This window comes from Massilia pseudoviolaceinigra (assembly GCF_030846505.1).
GTDB classification, from domain to species: Bacteria; Pseudomonadota; Gammaproteobacteria; order Burkholderiales; family Burkholderiaceae_D; genus Telluria_A; species Telluria_A violaceinigra.
In genome coordinates, this window is record NZ_JAVCWL010000048.1 from 1 (window position 1) to 17,342 (window position 17,342).

At 64.4% G+C, this 17,342-nt stretch carries 15 protein-coding genes and 1 pseudogene; 5 read left to right on the forward strand and 11 right to left on the reverse strand.

The window, feature by feature from the left end:
- Positions 1-24: 24 nt before the first annotated feature.
- The 3 genes from RBA40_RS30790 to RBA40_RS30800 form a co-directional block, all read right to left on the reverse strand.
- Positions 25-1,581, reverse strand: a complete 1,557-nt coding sequence (locus RBA40_RS30790) for an HDOD domain-containing protein (RefSeq protein WP_306652481.1) — start codon at positions 1,579-1,581, stop codon at positions 25-27.
- A gap of 25 nt (positions 1,582-1,606) precedes the next feature.
- On the reverse strand, positions 1,607-3,247 hold the full coding sequence (locus RBA40_RS30795) for a response regulator (protein ID WP_306652483.1): 1,641 nt from the start codon (positions 3,245-3,247) through the stop codon (positions 1,607-1,609).
- A 163-nt stretch (positions 3,248-3,410) separates the two neighbouring features.
- Positions 3,411-5,003, reverse strand: a complete 1,593-nt coding sequence (locus RBA40_RS30800) for a DUF3369 domain-containing protein (protein ID WP_306652485.1) — start codon at positions 5,001-5,003, stop codon at positions 3,411-3,413.
- 280 nt (positions 5,004-5,283) lie between these two features.
- Between RBA40_RS30800 and RBA40_RS30805 the strand changes: the two genes are divergently transcribed.
- Positions 5,284-5,790 (forward strand): chemotaxis protein CheW, encoded by a 507-nt coding sequence (locus RBA40_RS30805; RefSeq protein WP_306652487.1) that lies wholly within the window; start codon positions 5,284-5,286, stop codon positions 5,788-5,790.
- 91 nt (positions 5,791-5,881) lie between these two features.
- Here the strand turns inward: RBA40_RS30805 and RBA40_RS30810 are convergent, their stop codons facing one another.
- Together RBA40_RS30810 and RBA40_RS30815 are read right to left on the reverse strand one after the other, a co-directional pair.
- Positions 5,882-6,457 (reverse strand): hypothetical protein, encoded by a 576-nt coding sequence (locus RBA40_RS30810; protein ID WP_306652489.1) that lies wholly within the window; start codon positions 6,455-6,457, stop codon positions 5,882-5,884.
- Positions 6,458-6,528: 71 nt separating this feature from the next.
- The gene (locus RBA40_RS30815) at positions 6,529-6,897 is read right to left on the reverse strand and encodes a hypothetical protein (RefSeq protein WP_306652491.1); all 369 of its coding nucleotides are present in this window, start codon (positions 6,895-6,897) and stop codon (positions 6,529-6,531) included.
- Positions 6,898-7,031: 134 nt separating this feature from the next.
- Here RBA40_RS30815 and RBA40_RS30820 point away from each other — a divergent pair, with 134 nt between their 5' ends.
- On the forward strand, positions 7,032-7,451 hold the full coding sequence (locus RBA40_RS30820; RefSeq protein ID WP_306652493.1) for an antitoxin PaaA2 family protein: 420 nt from the start codon (positions 7,032-7,034) through the stop codon (positions 7,449-7,451).
- Between the two features lie 39 nt (positions 7,452-7,490).
- A pseudogene (locus tag RBA40_RS33660) lies at positions 7,491-7,741 on the forward strand (type II toxin-antitoxin system RelE/ParE family toxin).
- A 94-nt stretch (positions 7,742-7,835) separates the two neighbouring features.
- Here RBA40_RS33660 and RBA40_RS30825 read toward each other — a convergent pair.
- The 6 genes from RBA40_RS30825 to RBA40_RS30850 all read right to left on the reverse strand — a co-directional run bounded on the left by RBA40_RS30825 (position 7,836) and on the right by RBA40_RS30850 (position 14,100).
- Entirely contained in the window at positions 7,836-8,237 is a 402-nt protein-coding gene (locus RBA40_RS30825; protein WP_306652495.1) for a lysozyme inhibitor LprI family protein, read from the reverse strand.
- Positions 8,238-8,287: 50 nt separating this feature from the next.
- Positions 8,288-9,265, reverse strand: a complete 978-nt coding sequence (locus RBA40_RS30830) for a J domain-containing protein (RefSeq protein WP_306652497.1) — start codon at positions 9,263-9,265, stop codon at positions 8,288-8,290.
- A 119-nt stretch (positions 9,266-9,384) separates the two neighbouring features.
- Complete coding sequence (locus RBA40_RS30835; protein WP_306652498.1) at positions 9,385-10,533, reverse strand: class I SAM-dependent methyltransferase; 1,149 nt, start codon at positions 10,531-10,533, stop codon at positions 9,385-9,387.
- Between the two features lie 64 nt (positions 10,534-10,597).
- The gene (locus RBA40_RS30840) at positions 10,598-12,070 is read right to left on the reverse strand and encodes an ATP-binding protein (protein ID WP_099873730.1); all 1,473 of its coding nucleotides are present in this window, start codon (positions 12,068-12,070) and stop codon (positions 10,598-10,600) included.
- Positions 12,063-12,776, reverse strand: coding sequence for a response regulator (locus tag RBA40_RS30845; RefSeq protein WP_306625219.1), 714 nt, complete (start codon positions 12,774-12,776; stop codon positions 12,063-12,065). The genes RBA40_RS30840 and RBA40_RS30845 overlap by 8 nt, the downstream gene beginning before the upstream one ends.
- A gap of 7 nt (positions 12,777-12,783) precedes the next feature.
- A complete protein-coding gene (locus RBA40_RS30850) occupies positions 12,784-14,100 on the reverse strand; it encodes an ABC transporter substrate-binding protein (RefSeq protein WP_306652500.1) in 1,317 nt (438 codons plus the stop codon).
- A gap of 460 nt (positions 14,101-14,560) precedes the next feature.
- On the opposite strand from RBA40_RS30850, the gene RBA40_RS30855 reads away from it, so the two are divergent.
- Entirely contained in the window at positions 14,561-15,844 is a 1,284-nt protein-coding gene (locus tag RBA40_RS30855; RefSeq protein ID WP_306652502.1) for a maltoporin, read from the forward strand.
- Positions 15,845-15,946: 102 nt separating this feature from the next.
- Positions 15,947-17,200, forward strand: coding sequence for an ABC transporter substrate-binding protein (locus RBA40_RS30860; protein WP_306652504.1), 1,254 nt, complete (start codon positions 15,947-15,949; stop codon positions 17,198-17,200).
- Positions 17,201-17,342 lie beyond the last annotated feature (142 nt).

Genomic DNA, 17,342 nt, shown 5'->3' on the forward strand with positions numbered 1-17,342 from the left:
TGACGGCGGGACGGGAACCTGCTATTACGGCGCCAGCGCCAGCAGCACCTGCCCTTTCAGGGCCTTGATCAGCGACGTCTCATCCGGCGGCACGCCCTCCGGCGCGAGCTCGGCGCGGTCGGCATAGAACAATCCCACCTGCACCTTGCTCACCACCAGCGGCAGCACGATGAAGCTTTTGGCGTCCGGCAGCAAAGCCCGGTGCCAGGCCGGCAGCAAATCGCGGATCTTGGGGCTGGTGGCGTCAGCGATCATCAGGTCGGCATCGTTTTCCATGGCCAGGTGAAACAGGTCGCGCGCCGCCCCCATCGGGAAGGCAAAACCGGCCTGGCGCCGCGCATGGTCTTCGCCGAACGCCAGGCGCGCCCGGTACTGGCCGCTGCGCGCATCCTTCAGGCACACCGTGGCGAAGCGAAAACCCATGCTCTTGTACAAGGTTTCCAGCACGGCCAGGATGACATCGTTGACCTTGGCGTCGCCCGCGGCGCGCATCTGCGTCACATCCTGCACCCCGGCCAGCAGCTGCTCGCGCGCATCGTGCGGCTTGCCGCTCGGATGGGTCCCGCCCGCCGCGCCCCCGCCGGCGTCCATGGTGGCCAGCAGCAGCACATTCGGCAGCCCGCCGCTGTCGAGCGTTTCCTCGTCGCGCGGCTGCGGCTCCATGTTCATGCTGCGCAGCAGCGCCGTCATCTCGGTCTGGACCGTCTCGAACAATTCCTTCATCTGGTCGGCGGTCAGGTTCAGCGCCACGCCGTAGCGCAGCTGCAGCGCCTGGAACTCCTTGCTCTCGGCCGGACTGGCCGAGCGTCCCAGCAGACGCGAGACTTCCATCGCGAACGACGCCACCTGGCGCATCCACTCGCCGCGGTTGATCGCCACCTTCTGCGCCCCCGCCTGCAGCGGACTGAGCGAGCGAACGATGACATCCGGAATCTTCCACTCCGCCATCACCGCCTGCGACAGGGCGTCGTAGCTCGCCCCCAGGATCATTTGCGAGGCCTGGCCCACGCTGTGGGTGCCGCCCTTGACCAGCGCGTTGATCTCGCGGTAGCGGTCATGCTCGTGCGAGGCCACCAGCAGCGGCCCCAGGTTCTTGAACAGGGCCCCGATCGACGCTTCCTCGGCGCCCTGGTAAAAGCTGTGGCGCGCCATTTCGCGCCCCACCAGGCTGGCGCACAGGGCCGCTTCGAGCTCGATCCGCACGCTGGTGGCGTGGGCGCTGTTCGACAGGGCGTCGACCAGCAGCATGGCCAGCGCCGTGGTGCGCACATTGTCGAAGCCGAGCAGCGAGATGGCGCGCGAGATCGTGGTCACCGTGGTGCCGGACTTGGTGCGGTAGGTCGGCGTGTTCGACAGGCGCAGGATGCGCTGGGTCAGGGCCACGTCCGACAACACGTAATAAGCCAGGTCGTGCGTGCCCTCGTCGTCGGAGGAAGCCATCTCGACCACGCGCGCCACCGAGGCGCCCAGGGCAAACATGTCTTCGTCGCCGCACACCTTGTGGATCAGGGCGGCGCGCACGCGCCGGGTGTCGCCATCGGCGTAGGAGGGAGAGGCGGAAGGAGGAGAAGCGCTGGACATGGATGAGGGGCAGAGGTGGCGAAAATCAGGCGGGCGCGCCGGCTTTCCTGCGCACGCCCTTGTCGTATTTGGTCAGGATCTGCTGATGCAGGCCGGCCAGGGCCGGCAATTTCGGATTGACCGGGTCGAGCCGGCGCACATTGTCGATCAGCCCCAGCGCATTCTGGGCCAGCAGCTCGTCCCAGCCGACGTTTTCCAGGCACTTGAGCACGGCGACGGCGGCATTGAACACCACTTGCGGGTTGTCCGGCAGCTTGCCGACCGCCTCGACCATCAGCTCGACCGAACCGCGGTAGTCGCCCTCGTTGGCCTTGGCCGCGCCGGCCGCCACCAGGTCGACCACGGCCTGGCGGCTCTCGTGCGCCACGCTCAAGGCCAGGTCGGTGCGCCCGGCCTGTTCGAACACCGCCATCGCCTTGGCCATCACGGCGCCATTGGCGGCGTTGCGCATCACATCGCTCATGACTTCGGCCGCGCCCTGCTCCATATTGTTTTGCAAACAATTGCGGGCCAGCTCCATCTTGACCTCGGGCGAGAGCCCGCTGGTGATGCGGCAACCTTCCAGCGCCGCCGTGAGCGACTCTTCCAGGCGCGCATCGTTGCCGGTGTACTCATGCACCATGGCGGACGAAATGGCGCTGCACACGGCCGTGTTCTTCTGCCCGCCCATCGACTTGTCGAGGTCGCGGATCACGGCCGCCGCCTGCACCGGATCGCCCTTCTTCACCAAGGTCTGGACCAGCTTGAGGTGGTCTTCCGGGTCGCGGAAGGTCGAATACTTGGCCTTGCTCACCACTTGCTTGAGCACTTTCTCGGCGGTCTCGGTGTCGCCTGTTTCCAGCGCCACCTCGCCCAGCTTGCGCAAGCGCCGCACCGCATGCGGCGACACCGCCACCGCATCGCTCAGGACCGCCTGCGACTGGTCCAGTTCGCCCACGGCGGCATGCGTGCGCGCCAGCCAGTCGTAGGCATCGACGAATTTCTTGTTGCTGTCGACCAGCGAGGTCAGGATCTCCTTGGCCTCGTCGAAGCGCTCGCGCATGAACAGGGTCTTGGCCAGGCCCAGCCGGGCCCAGGCGATCGCCTTGGCATCGTACAGTTGCTGGTAGATCGGCTCGGCCAGCTCCGGCTCGCCCAGGAACATATGCAGCTCGGCGCGCAGGCGCAGGAAATCGACCGCGTAGCGCGGGTGCAGGCGCATGCCCTCGGCGCAGGCATCGATCGCCTCGCGCTGGTTGCCCGAATCCATGAGTTGATAGACCGGCATGAACACATTGCGCTTGTCGAGCGCGCGCCCGATGCGCTCGAGCAGCAGGTCGGCGGTAAACGGCTTGAGGATGTAATCGGTGGGCGCCAGTTCGGCCGCGCTGACCACCTTGCTGTAATTGCCTTCGGCGGTGACCATGATGAACATGGTCGACATGGTCATCAGCTTATGGTGGCGCAAGTCTTCCAGCAATTGCTGGCCATCCTGGCCGCCGTCGAGGTCGTACTCGCACAGCACCACATCGAACGATTTGAGGCCCAGGTGCTTGATGGCGGCATTCGAACTGCCCGCATGGTCGATCCTGGTCAGCCCGCACAGGGTCAGCATGTTGTGGATGCTCGCGCGCATGCCCGCATGCGGCTCGACAATCAACGCGGTCAGTCCCTCAAGTTCGTTCATCTCTTGTTTTCCGATCAGCCTGTGGCGGGCAGAGTTCCGCGACGTACGTCGGCACGCTGGGTCTCAGTATATTACGGCAGAGGAACGAAATAGTTGAATTCAGCCGTGCGGAACGGCGAAGCCGATGCGGGAATGCCACACCGGCCCCCTTCCGCGCGCCGGCTCAATCGTCGTCGGCGTCGACCGGTTCAGGCGGGCTGGTCCGGATGATGTCGAGCAGCGCCGTCACCACCTCGGGGTCGAACTGGGTCCCGCTGCGCTCGGCGATATAGCTCACCACATCGGGATACGGCCACGGTTCCTTGTACGGGCGCCGGTGCAGCAGCGCATCGAACACGTCGACCACCGCCACGATGCGCGCGGCCAGCGGAATGGCGCGTCCTTGCAGGCCCTCGGGATAGCCGGCGCCGTCGAAATGCTCGTGGTGGGCGCCGGCGATCTGGGCGCCGTAGGTCAGGTAGCTGACCCCGTCGACCATGCTGGCGGCGCGCTCCAGGATCGAGCGGCCGATTTCGGCATGGCTCTGCATCACGCGCCGCTCCTCGGGCGTGTGCGCGGCCGGCTTGAGCAAGACCTGGTCGGGCGTGGACACCTTGCCCACGTCATGCAGGATGCTGGCCAGGCCGATCATTTCCAGCAGTTGCGGGCTCAGGCCCGGATCGTCCACCCCGCCCTGCTTCATGCGCTGCGCGATGCGCGACGACAGGTCCTGCACGCGCCGCACGTGGCCGCCGGTGCCGTGGTCGCGGAACTCGGCCAGGTCGGCCAGCGCCACCACGGTCGCTTCCTGCGCCTTGCGCAGCTGGCCGAACATGTACAGATTGTCGAAAGCGGCCGCGATGCGTTGGCAAAACACTTCCAGCAAGTCGCGCTGGATCGGCGCCAGCGGCCACGGCGGCGTGACCGAAATGCACAGCTGGCGCTCTTCCTGGGTGTGGATGTACAACACATTGACCGGATGCTCGAACTGGCTCTGCTTTTCGCGGAACGCCTTGACAATCGCCGGCATCAAAGGATGATCGGGCGGCAGCGCTTCGCTGTCGGCCAGGGAGGTATAGCTGCCGGTGGCGGCCACCACGGTCGGCCCGCCGGTCACGGCCGACATCACGCACAGCACGCCGTCGGCGCCCACGTCGAGGATCGCACTGACCTGGTTGAGCACGCCCGAGGCGAATTCGCGCAGCGAATGGATCTGGTACAGATTGGTGGCGCCGGCCAGGATCTTGCCCAGGCCGATGCGGCTGCGTTCGAGCATCATCAGGCTCTCGTAGGCGCGCAGCGCCGAGATCACGGTGGTGAACAGCTTTTGCGTGGTCAGCTCGGTCTTGGCCTTGTAATCGTTGATGTCGTATTCGATGATCACGCGCTGCTCGGGCGCCTGGCCCGGCTGGCCGGTGCGCAGCACCACGCGCACGATCTGGTTGTTCAATTCCTCGCGGATGCGGCGCGCCAGGATCAGGCCGGCGTCATCGGTTTCCATGACCACGTCGAGCAGCACCAGAGCGATGTCGGTCGTGTCGCGCAGGATGCGGTAGCCCTCGGCCCCGCTGTAGGCGGAAAACAGTTCGAGTTCGCGGCCCTTGAAGGCCACGTTGCGCAGCGCCAGCCGGGTGACGGCGTGCACGTCGACGTCGTCGTCGACGATCAGCACGCGCCACAGGCGCTGGTCGATCGCCGCGGCACTGGCGGTCGCGCCGCTCTCGTCGTCTTCGTCGAGCAGCCAGTTATCGTCCGATGCATCTGTGGGGTCGGTCATACAGGCTCCATAAGTGCCCCTGCCAACGGGGCGTCATACGTGATGCAATCAAAACAGCGCTTTCCTGCCCGACCGTAACTTTAAGCAAACAGTGCGACTGTGACATCGGTACCACCCGCTTTTTACCAATCAAATTATAAACAATGTTTTGTCTCAGGCGAGCACCGCTGCATTCATATTTTGCGGGCTGGCAACAGCACCGCTCGTCATTTGGCGCGCCATCTGCTACTCTTTGACAGCACAGGCGTCCGCCGCGGCGCTACTTTGACAGGGAGACACCATGCAAGTTCCTTCTTCGACTGTAGCCGGTGGCGGGCCATCCGGCAAGGATATCGCGGGCCACGAGTTTCTTGCGTTCACGCTCGGCTCGGAAGAATACGGGATCGACATCCTCAAGGTACAGGAAATCCGGGGCTATGAGGCGGTGACGCGAATTGCCAACGCACCAGAATTCATCAAGGGCGTGATCAACCTGCGCGGCATCATCATTCCCGTGGTCGACATGCGCATCAAGTTCAATCTCGGCACGCCCGTGTACGACCAGTTCACCGTGGTCATCATCCTCAATATTTCCGGGCGCGTGATGGGCATGGTGGTCGACAGCGTGAGCGACGTGACCACCTTGACCCCAGAGCAAGTCAAGCCGGCACCGGAAATGGGCACCGCGTTCGGCAGCGACTACCTGATCGGGCTGGGCACGATCGACGAGCGCATGCTGATCCTGGTCGATATCGACAAACTGATGTCGTCGAGCGACATGGGGCTGATCGAATCCTTGGCGACCTGACGGCCAGGAAATCTAGATTGGCCCGTGAACGTCTGGTGGGAGCGACCTCATTGCCCTTGCTTCGTGAATTTCATGCGCTGCCAAAACTTGATCAGAGGGGGCTAACGATGAACTCGAACAGCGAAGCCCTAGTATCATAATCATCCAGATTCCAGGGATTAGTAAGATTCCTGTACACATCGTCTGGCGATGTCATCAAATCAATGCGATCTTGCTCGGATATCGCTGCCAACCGATGCGTAAGGGTGGAAATATTTTTGACAGAGAGATTTCTGCTCTTCCAATATAGATCATGCAAATTCGACTCAGACAAGTGACCGTTCTCTCTCAGTTTCTGCAACTTCACGAGGATGCTGGTTAGCTCATAACTGATCTTCCTGTAGTCAACCAACAGGCTCCGCAATTCCAGCCGCCCCCATTCGGCAGGGGGCCGTGGAAAACTGGCAACATAATCGTCCAAGGTCGCTGCGAGAGAATGCAAGGCCTGTTCTGGCGTGGCGCCGGATTTTTGGACACCGCCGATTTGCTCGCCCGAATCGAGTCGCTCTACGGTCGCCCTGGCGAAATGAAAATTCGCCTGGACCTCCCGGACGTGCAGTACGATCCGGTGAAACCCATCACTCCACCCATCGTGATACTTGCCAATTTCCCATTTCGTTATGAGCATGCGTTGCAGTTCCAGACGTTCGAGTGGTGTTGTAAATAGGAGAATGGGGCGCGGTTCCACCGTCGCCGGCTTCAGGTTCCGTGCGGGTCGAAGTAGGCGGCCCAAGTGGTGGCCAAGGGTTGCAGTTTGGCAGCAGCCCCGAACAGCGCCAGCGCCTGCCCGCGCGTGCCGGTATTGAACACCGCCACCGCCAGGTTGAAAGTGGTGTGGCGATCAAGCGATCCCCGCGCCAGCGCTTCGCGCAGCACGGTTTCGGCCTCGCGGTACAGCGCGCGGTCGCACAGCAGCGCGCCGAGGCAGGTCAGTACTTGCGGATCATGTGGATGGCTGGCGCGGGCGTGCTCGAGCAGCGCCTGAGCGGCGGCAATGTTGCTGTCCCAGTGCTCCAGTCGCTGCCAAGCCTGATCGATCAGTTGCCGCGCTTCGATGATTTGGTTCACGATATGTCACCTTGGAAGTTGCTCGTGTGGCGGTGAACGGTCGGGATGCTCAGGCATCCAGCGTGGCGCTTGCAATCGTATGTCATTTGCGGATAATTCATCCGGTAGCAGTCACGCAAAATATGGCGTACATCATGGATATCATCGACCACACGACGCTTGCCGGCTTGGCGGGGTCGGGGGTGGTAAGCAGCGCGCGCGTAGTCGGGCAAGCGGATGGCTGGCGCATACTCGTGATGCACGGCCAGTCCGAACAAGCGCTTTCTGATCCGCCCGGCGGGCGGGTACGCATTTTTCCCAAGCTCGATACGTTGGCCGCCTACCTCAAAGATATCGGGATCGTGCATTTCGATGTGGATGCCGTCAACTTTGGTCCTGCCATGATCGCCGACACCATGCGTGCGGCACTCCCTTCCGCGACGAAGGACTCGCATTCCACCGCCTATGTCGACTGGCTCAAGGCAGAGGTGCAGGAAGCGATTGACGATACCAGCCCCAGCGTCCCCCATGACGAGGCGATGCGTCAGATCCGCGCCACAGTGAAGCTCTCGTAAGGGGAGCATATGCATGCGATCCACTGAAAAAAACAGGCGATCAAAGATTTGATCAAAATAGGCCAGTTCATCTCCAAGGACAGTCCGGCGAATGCGGGCAAAATGATCGACCTTATCGAGAGCAAGGTTCTGCCCCTCGCCACCCATCCACGTATCGGCCGCCGGGCCACAAACGCGGCACTTACGAATTGGTCGCCCACGAACACTACCTCATTATTTACCGCGTGCTATCCACGAAGGTCGAAGTCTTGCGGATCAAGCACACAGCACAGCAGTGGCACGCCGGGTGAGGGCGCCAACTCTCTCACGGAAATCTCTGATTTTTTGGGTAGAACACAGCCGTCCCAGCCGCCTTTTGTACGGATCGGATAGCTGGCCGGCGTCTTAGCGAACGCGCGCCAGTTCCTCCAGCTCGGCCGCCCGTGCCGCGCGCGCGCTGACAGCGCATTCATGGGCGGCCAGGCGCGCCGCCGTGCCGCCATCGGGATCGTCATGAAACCCGCAGTTCGCCTCGGTGTATTTCAGCCACAGCCGCTGGACTTCCTGGAGCTCTTTTTCGCGCGCGCCTTGCTGACGCGCCATCAGCGCCCGGTACGCCACATTGAGGCGCTTGTCTTCCAGTGCGTACTGGGCCGACATGCACTCCTGCATATCAACATTGCTGACCGCTTTGCCCATGCAGCGCTCGTACTGCTTGCCGCGCACGGTACCCGGCGCGGCTGCGGTAGCGGTGGAAACGGCGCCGGCGGCCAGCGCCAGCAACATCATCGTTCGTAATACGGTCATGGGGGAAATCCAGGCAAGTCCGGGCGCACCCGGGATGAAAAAAATCCGGTTCAACCCGGATCAAGAGGAAGAGAACGCGCCGCGGCGGCCTGCTTGCGCCGCCCCACGCATTCGGCCTGGCTGCCGCCCACGTCGATATTCTGGTAGCGCACTTCGTACTTGCCGGCCGCCAGGCGGTCGGCCACGAACGTGTCGCGCGCCAGCACGTACACATGGCGCACGTTCGAGCGCCGTTCGAGATCGAAAATCTTGACCAGCACCGGCGAGCCGTTGCGCGTGTTGTCGATGCTGATCTGGGTTTCCGGCCCCTGGTTCCCGATCGGGAACCCGTCCACATAGCCCGACTGCGCCGGCCACGGCTCGCCGTTGGGGGCGATCAGCGAATGCAGTTCGGTCTCGCAGTCGGCCACCCGCGCCGGCACCACCAGTTCGGTCACGCCCAGCGTGCGGATATCGGGCGGGCGCTGGCCGGCGTCAGCCACGTGCGGCTTGGCCACCGCCCAGCTGTCGACGCGCGCGTCGGGCTGCGGCCCGGCGTGCGCCAACGCCCCCGTGCGCGGCGTTCCCAGCGCCGACGCCAGCGCCACCGGCACCGGCATGGCGCGCTCCTGGTCCATGAACAAGGCGCCGGCCGCGCATCCGAGGCCGAAACACAGCATCAGCCCGAACCACCAGCGCGGGTCGCGCACGGCCCGGTACGGCGCCACCACCTCGACCGGCGCCGCATCCCACGCCGCCGCTTCATGGCGCGGCTTGTCGCGGCCGTCCTCGGTACGGGTACTTTCCAGCCATTCGATTTCCCATTCCTCGGCCGCGATCCACTCGTCGTGCTCCTTGCGCCGCACCGGGTCGGACAGGGTGCCATAGGCGCTGTTGAGGATCGCCATGATGCGTGCGGCCTTCTCGTCGCCGGGATTCTTATCAGGATGGTATTTCTGGCTCAAGGCCTTGTAGGCGGCACGAATGACTTCCTGCGGCGCCAGGCGCGCCACTTTCAGGTTGTCATAATGTGTGTGGATCTTGGCCATTGTCGTCGGGTCGGGGAAGCGTGCAGTCGTCCATGATAGCCGATGTCGTCACGCCGGCAAGGCCGCCCGGCGTAACACCTTCATCGTCATTGTAGCGGCAAGGCAAGTTGCCAGATGCTCTACAGGCGGTGGCTGCGGTCGGCCCGCGCCAGCGCCTCGGGCAGGGCCACGCCGCGTCCCACCACCAGCACCTTGAACAGTTCGCCCATTTCGGCCGGGGAAACCAGTTTTTGCAGGGCCTTGGACTGCGGCAGGTAGCGCATCGGATCGGACGGGTCGTGCCGCAGCAGCAGTTCGCCGATGCCGGCGCCGAGCAGGAACGAGGCCTGGTTCATGTAGGCCAGCACGTCCAGCCCGGCATCCTGGGCGGCCAGCGCCATGGCGGTGAAGTCGACGTGGGCGGTGATGTCCTGCAAACCGGGCAGGTAAAACGGCTCGGGATGGGCGTGGTGGCGGTAGTGGCACATCAGGGTGCCGCCGATGCGCTGGTCGAGATAGAACTCGTGCGCCGGAAAACCGTAGTCGAGCAGGATGGCGGCGCCCTTGCCGGCGCCGAACATGCGCGCCAGCGACCCCATGAAACCGCAGGCCACGGGATGGACTTCGGTCAGGTAGCCGTCCTGCAGCAAGTCGGCGTCGGGAATCTGGCGCGCGATCTGGGCCGCCAGCGCGGCGTCGGGCAGGCGCGGCAGCCAGGCGAACTCGCCCTCCTCCACCGTCACCGTCAGTTCGCGCCACAGACCCGCATCCTTGCGCACCAGCGCCACCGGCATGGCGTCGAGCACTTCGTTGGCCAGCACCACGCCGTCGAAGGCGGCCGGGAAGTCGTCCAGCCAGCGCACCTGCGGGAAGTCTTTTAGCGCTTCCTGCTGGCGCGCGCGCAGTTCGCCCGACAATTCCATGATCGCGTAGCTCGCCACCGGCACGCCGTCGGCCGCCAGCGCGGTAAGGACGTCGCGCGCCAGCTTGCCGGTGCCGGCGCCGAATTCCAGGATCGCCGGCGCGCTTTGCGCCATGAGCGGCGCGGCTACCTGCGCCAGCGCGGCCCCGAACAGGGAACTGATTTCGGGCGCGGTGACAAAGTCGCCGGCGGCGCCCAGCTTGGCGGCGCCGCCGGTGTAGTAGCCCAGCCCTGGCGCGTACAGGGCCAGTTCCATGAAACGGGCAAAGGAAATCGCGCCGTCATGCCGCGCGATCTCGGCGGCGATCAGGTTTTGCAGGGCGTGGGACGCGGCCAGCGCGTCGCTATCGGGGACAGGAAGGGACATCCCGGCATTGTAGCGACAACGGCAAGGATCAACAATTACGTCAACTATCGCGCCCACTAGCGCGTCAGCCGGCGCCCCCGGCCCCGGACGCGTTGGGCAGCACCAGCGTGGCGCAAAAGCCGCCACCCTCGGCGTTCTGCAGCAGCAGCTGGCCGCCGTGGGCCTGGGCGATGCCGCGCGCGATGCCCAGTCCCAGCCCCATGCCGCTGCTGTTTTGCTTGCGCCCATGTTCGAGGCGTACATACGGCTCGAACAACTGGGCCAGGGCGTCTTCCGGCACGCCGGGCCCGTGGTCGCGCACGGCGATGCGGATGCTCGAACCGACCGCGCGCACCGCGATCTGGGCCCGTTCGCCGTAGTGCAGCGCATTTTCGAGCAGGTTGCCGATGGCGCGCTTGAGCGCCAGCGGCTTGGCCGTCACCGACAGGCCGGTGGGGGCGAACGAGACTTCGTGCCCGGCCAGCTGGGCGCCGCGCACCATGCGCGCCAAAAACGCGTCGAGCCGGATTTCGGTCGGGGTTTCGTGGATGTCGCTGTCTTTCACGCACTGGAGCGCGCCCTTGACCATCATTTCCAGCTCGTCGATATCTTCATGGAATTCGGCGCGCAAGGTGTCGTCGTCGAGCAGTTCGGCGCGCAGCTTGAGGCGCATGATGGGCGTGCGCAGGTCGTGCGAGATCGATACGAACAGGCGTTCGCGGTCGTCGATGTAGCGCCCGATGCGCTCGCGCATGGCCCCGAAGGCGCGCGCGGTGTTGACGAATTCGCGGCTGCCGGTCTCCGGCAGGGCCGGCATGCGCTCGCCGTTGCCGAACGCGGTGGCCGCTTCCGACAGCGCCGCCAGCGGGCGCGTGGTCCAGCGCACCACGGGAATCGACAGCATCACCACCGCCAGCAGCGACAGCGCGTGCAGCAGCAGGTGGTCGCGCGTAAACAGCTTGCCGCTGTCGAGAAAATAGGGACTGGGCATCAGGGTGGCCAGATACAGCCAGTGGCCCGGTTCCATTTCCACCTGCATCAGCAGCACCGGAGCCGGCTTGGCCAGCACGATCTGGCGCACCCGGCTCTCAGGCAGAGCCGACAGGCGGGTGCCGTCGTCGGCCACCACCAGGTGCTCGGGCCACACGAAAGCGACGCGCACGTTGCGGTTGTTGGGCAGGTCGGCGTGCAGGGTGGACTGGACGGTGGCCAGCGCGATATCGGCCAGCGGCTGCGGCCCGATGCTTTCGGCCGGCACCGCGGCGCGGTTCAGGCTGACGAAAAAGCGGGTGCCGCCCATTTCGCCGAACTGCTGGATGATCAAGGGCCGGTAATTCGGCGGCAAACTGAGGAAAAAGCGCACCGCGCTGGCGGCGCTGTGGCCGAGCTGCTGGGCGGCGTTGGCGACCTCGACCTGGGACTCGGCGCGGCGCTGGCTGGCCCAGATGTAGTTGCCGGCCAGCTGGGTCAGCATCACGCCGGCCACCATCAGCAGGGTCAGCCGTCCGAGCAGCGACTGCGGCAGGCAGCGCGCCCAGCCGCGCGGACGTTTATTCATGGCTGCTGATGACGCTGGCGGCAAACACGTAGCCGGCGCCGCGCACGGTCTTGATCAGCCACGGCTGCTTGCCGCAATCGTTGAAACGCAGGCGCAAACGGCTGATCTGCACATCGAGGAAGCGGTCGAACGGCCCGGCGTCGCGCCCGCGCGTGGCTTCGCACAGCACGCTGCGGTCGAGGATTTCGCCGGCGTGGTCGATGAAATACTTGAGCAGCTGGAAATCGAGCCCCGACAGCGGCACCGGCGTGCCGATGTGGTCGACCACGCTGCGCTCGACGGTGTCGATGGTAAAGCCGCCGAAACGGTGGTAACGCGGCGGCGCCGCCGCTTCCATGCCGGTGCGGCGGTGGATCGCCTTGATGCGCGCCAGCAACTCGCGCGGGCTGTGCGGCTTGGAAATATAGTCGTCGGCCCCGAGTTCCAGCCCGACCACGCGGTCGGCTTCGTCGGAACTGGCGGTGAGCATGATGATCGGCACATTCGAGCGGCGCCGCACCGCCTGGCACAGGGCAAAGCCATCGGTGTCGGGCAGCATGACGTCGAGAATCACCAACGACAGGGTGTCCACGCTGCGGTTGAATTCCGTGAAGAAGGACGCGCCGTTGTGGGCCAGGGTGACCGAATACTGGTTCTTTTCCAGGTAAGTCTTGAGCAGGGTCCTGATCTTCTGGTCATCGTCGACGATGAGGATGTTTCGCATTATGTGTAGCTTACCTGTCTTGCGGGCGGCGGCCGATCACGCCCAGACGGCGTTGGGTATCGGCGACGCTGACGCGTTCGTTAAGAAAAAAGCGGTGCAGCTCGGCCACCATGGCGTCGCGTGCCGTTTCGTCGGTGGCCATGCGGTGCACCATGCTCGGCACCTGCCCGGCCGGGGACGTGGCGAACAAGGTCCAGGAAGCGCGCGCGCAGGCATCCATGGCGGCCAGGTCGGGCGCGCGCAGCACCGGCACCGAGCCCTTGACGCGGCTGTAATCGCGCTGCACGGCCGGCTGCATGACCATGGCCGCCAGCGTTTCCTGCGAGGCGCGCTGGGCCGGGCGCTCGGCCAGCATGCTGAGCATGTCGACGTTATACAGGTGAAAGGCGGCCGTGCCGGGCACGGCGCCGCAGCCGATATCGCGGTCGCTGTGCAATCCCAGCGCGTTGAGCTCGCCCTTGGCCCAGTCGCCCATGACCAGCATGCCGGCGCTGCCGTCGGCCACCTGGCGCACTTCCTCCGCCCAGCTCAGTTCGCGCACGGGCGTACCCATCCACTTTTTAAGGCCGCGCAGGCGCGTCAAGGCGCGGCCCAGGCGCGGATCGGCGAACGCGGCCGGCTCGCGCTGCTGGAACAGCTGGCGGAAATACGCCGCCCCGCCCTCGGCCAGCACCAGCGTCTCGAACAAGGTGGCGACCTGCCACGGTTCGCTGCTTTGCGCCAGCGGCGTCACGCCGGCGCGCGCCAGCACGGCGGCGGCGCGTTCGAAATCGGGCCAGGTGACCGGCGCATTCAAGCCGTGGCGGGCGAACAGGGCGCGGTTGTGAAACAGGATATTGATGCGGTGAATGCCGAGCGGGGCCGCCACCACATGCTGGCCGGGGCGGATCAGGGCCGCAATACCGGGCAACAACTGGCGCTCCCAGTCGCCGCGCGCGGCCACCTGGTCCAGGTCGGCCAGCAAACCGAGCCGGGCCCAGTCGCGGATCACGATCCCATTGAGCTGGGCGACTTCCGGCGCATCCTTGGCCAGCACCCGGCTACGCAGGACGATGCCGGCGCCGATGCCCGAGCCGCCCGGCACCATGGCGTCGCGCCACTGCACGTGCTGCTGGCCCAGGCGCTCGGCCAGCAGGTCGACCGCGCGCCGTTCGCTGGCCGACTGCCACCAGTGCAGCACCTGCAGCGACTCGGTCACGGGCCTGGCCTCGGCCCTGGCCTTGGCATCCGCCCTGGCGTGCGCCCTTGCTGGAACCGGCAGCGCCAGCACAGCGAGCGCCAGCGCGGCCAGCAAGCGCCTGCCGCGCGCGCCTGTCTCCCGGGGCACTTTGCCCGTTGTCGCTTTCGCCACTATCACGCCCTCCTGTTTGCGGGACAGTGTATAACGAAAAAACTGCACAAAAAATGTAATTTTACTACAGCCATTTGCAAAGTTATTTTGCGAATTGTTTCGTTTTGTTGCAGGCGGCGCCGTCCGGATTAACCGGCGTTTTCGGCGCCACGGCAGAGTGAGCAAACGTGAATTCCTGCGCACCGCGATTGTAAAGATATGTTGCAAGCTCAACAGCACGAAAACGACGCTTTCCTTACAAATCAAGCACTTGGAATGTTACAAGGGCCGATTGTTCGCCAATCGCACTTTTTTGCGAGCCGATGCTACTGTCGCCCACGTTGTCGCTTGAACACGCTTTAAGGTGGCCGGGATGTCGACGCAACAGTGCCACAAGCGTGCTGATCAAGGTAGCGCCACCTCGCCCCGCTACTTTACATACTAATAAGGAGACTAAATGAAACGCATTACTTTGAGTACTTTAGCAACCGCCTTGCTGCTCGCCTTCGCCAGCAGCGCCGCCGTCGCCGGGGACCATGAGACCGAGGGCTTCCACGGTTACCTGCGCGCTGGCGTCGGCTCGTCGAACGCCGGCGGTTCGCAAAGCTGCTACGGCCTGGGCGGCATCACCATGTCTTACCGCCTCGGCAACGAGTGCGACAGCTTCACCGAATTCGGCTACACCCACGCCCTGGCCAAGGCCAGCAACGGCGCCACCTTCGTCGGCACCTTCTGGGTCGACGCTTACAAGAACGGCTCGGACTTCGGCGACGCCAAACTGGCCGTTTCGAAAGCCTATGTCGAAGCGAAAAACCTGCCGTTCATGAACGGCGGCATTATCTGGGCCGGTAAGCGTCACTACTACCGTCCTGATATCCACATGCTGGACATGCAGTACATCAACATGAACGGCACCGGCGGCGGCGTCGACGGCTACCCGATGGGTCCCGGCAAGATCAGCTACGCCTTGTTCAAGGACAACGACGACAACGTCTACTCCACCGACCCGCTGACCGGCGTGCGCACCCTGCGCAGCACCAATTCCGCACTGCGCCAGAACATCGTGTACGAAGGCTTGCCGGTCAATCCGAACGGCACCCTGGACATCGCTGTCAGCCTGATCCATGCCCAGGACGACAACAAGAACGTCAAGACCCACGACGGCTACCAGGTCTCGCTGTTCCACCGCCAGGCCAAGATCCTCGGCGGCGGCAACACCTTCGGCGTGCAATACGGCGTCGGCCCTGGCACCGGCATCAACGGTCCTTGCTGCGCCCGTATCGGCCCTTCCGGCAGCACCCTGCTCGATTCGGACGTCACCCGCGTGCGCGTGTTCAACGATATCGTGATCCAGCCGACGCGCGACTTCAGCATGGAATTCGTGGCCCTGTACCAGCGCGACAAGTCGGACCTGGGCGGCAGCAGCACCTGGACCACCGTCGGCGCGCGCCCTGTGTACGCCCTGGCCGAAAACTTCAAGATGCAAGCGGAAGTGGGCGTAACGCGCCTGAAAGACAAGCTCAATCCTTCCGCCCAGCGCCTGACCAAGCTGACCATCGCCCCGACCATCAGCCTGGGCCGCGACTACTACGCGCGTCCGGAACTGCGCGCTTTTGTAAGCTACGGCAAATGGAACGACGCCGCCAAAGGCGCCGTGAATGCCTTCAACAACGGCGGCCCGGTGTATGGCGACAAGACCAGCGGCACGTCGTACGGCGTCCACCTGGAAGCTTGGTGGTAACAGCAGGAAATCCCGCAGCAATGGTGCGCGGCTGACGCCGCGCACCGAGATCGACGCAGTCAAACTCGCAGTCAAATCAAAAAATCGTTGGAGACGAACCAGATGAAAATCAAACAACTCAAGTTCTTCCTGGCCGCGGCCAGCCTGGCCACCCTGGCCGGCGTGGCGCAAGCCGCACCGCAAGTCGAAGTGCTGCACTACTGGACTTCCGGCGGCGAAGCCAAATCGATTGCCGAACTGAAAAAAATGATGGAAGCGAAAGGCGTGGTCTGGAAAGACTTTGCGGTCGCTGGCGGCGCTGGCGAAAACGCCACCACCGCCCTGAAAGCGCGCGTGATCGCCAGCAGCCCGCCGACCGCGGCCCAGATCAAGGGCCCGGCGATCCAGGAATGGGGCAATGAAGGCGTGCTGGCCAACATCGACAGCGCGGCCACGGCCGGCAAATGGGACAGCCTTCTGCCGCCGGTCATCTCCAACGTGATGAAATACAAGGGCCACTACGTCGCTGCGCCGGTCAATGTGCACCGCGTCAACTGGCTGTGGATCAACCCTGCGGTACTGACCAAGGCCGGCGCCAAGACCCCGACCAACTTCGACGAATTCTTCGCCGCGGCCGACAAGATCAAGAAAGCCGGCCTGGTGGCGATCGCCCACGGCGGCCAGCCATGGCAGGACACCACCATCTTTGAAACGGTGGTGCTGGGCATCGGCGGCGCCGACTTCTACAACAAGTCGCTGGTCAAGCTCGACCAGGCCAGCCTGACCAGCCCGACCATGATCAAGTCGTTCGAAACGCTGGCGAAAATCAAGACCTACATCGACAAGGATGCCGCCGGCCGCGACTGGAACCTGGCAACCGCGATGGTCATCAACGGCAAGGCCGGCATGCAGTTCATGGGCGACTGGGCCAAGGGCGAATTCACCGCCGCCGGCAAGGTCGCGGGCAAGGACTTCCTGTGCGTCGCCGCGCCTGGCACCGAGAAATCGTTCACCTTCAACATCGATTCGCTGGCCATGTTCACGGTCAAGAATCCGGAAGAGCAGAAAGCCCAGCTGACGTTGGCGTCGGCCGTGATGAGCCCGGAATTCCAGGAAGTGTTCAACCTGAACAAGGGTTCGATCCCGGCGCGCGCCAACATTGCCCGCACCAAGTTCGACAGCTGCGCCACCAAGTCGATGGATGACATGGCCACCAGCAACAAGGGCAACGCCCTGCTGCCAAGCCTGGCGCACGGCATGGCACTCGACTCGGCCAAGGCCGGCGCGATCCAGGACGTGGTGGCCAAGTTCATGAACTCCACCATGACAGCGCAGGCAGCAGTTCAAGCCCTGGCCAAGGCAGCAAAGACGCAGTAAGCCTCTCGTAGCACCCCCGCGCGCGGCTCACGGCCGCGCGCGCACCCGTCAGCCCGGCCCGCCGCATTGGCGCCGGCCTGCATCCGTCTTTTGGAGATCTATTCATGTCCGCTTCCTCCCTGACTTCCAGTCCGGGGCCGCA

Coding starts and splice junctions, on each gene's coding strand:
- RBA40_RS30790 (WP_306652481.1), bottom strand. CDS start 1,581: ATGTCCAGCGCTTCTCCTCCTTCCGCCTCTCCCTCCTACGCCGATGGC.
- RBA40_RS30795 (WP_306652483.1), bottom strand. CDS start 3,247: ATGAACGAACTTGAGGGACTGACCGCGTTGATTGTCGAGCCGCATGCG.
- RBA40_RS30800 (WP_306652485.1), bottom strand. CDS start 5,003: ATGACCGACCCCACAGATGCATCGGACGATAACTGGCTGCTCGACGAA.
- RBA40_RS30805 (WP_306652487.1), top strand. CDS start 5,284: ATGCAAGTTCCTTCTTCGACTGTAGCCGGTGGCGGGCCATCCGGCAAG.
- RBA40_RS30810 (WP_306652489.1), bottom strand. CDS start 6,457: ATGCTCATAACGAAATGGGAAATTGGCAAGTATCACGATGGGTGGAGT.
- RBA40_RS30820 (WP_306652493.1), top strand. CDS start 7,032: ATGGATATCATCGACCACACGACGCTTGCCGGCTTGGCGGGGTCGGGG.
- RBA40_RS30825 (WP_306652495.1), bottom strand. CDS start 8,237: ATGACCGTATTACGAACGATGATGTTGCTGGCGCTGGCCGCCGGCGCC.
- RBA40_RS30830 (WP_306652497.1), bottom strand. CDS start 9,265: ATGGCCAAGATCCACACACATTATGACAACCTGAAAGTGGCGCGCCTG.
- RBA40_RS30835 (WP_306652498.1), bottom strand. CDS start 10,533: ATGTCCCTTCCTGTCCCCGATAGCGACGCGCTGGCCGCGTCCCACGCC.
- RBA40_RS30840 (WP_099873730.1), bottom strand. CDS start 12,070: ATGAATAAACGTCCGCGCGGCTGGGCGCGCTGCCTGCCGCAGTCGCTG.
- RBA40_RS30855 (WP_306652502.1), top strand. CDS start 14,561: ATGAAACGCATTACTTTGAGTACTTTAGCAACCGCCTTGCTGCTCGCC.
- RBA40_RS30860 (WP_306652504.1), top strand. CDS start 15,947: ATGAAAATCAAACAACTCAAGTTCTTCCTGGCCGCGGCCAGCCTGGCC.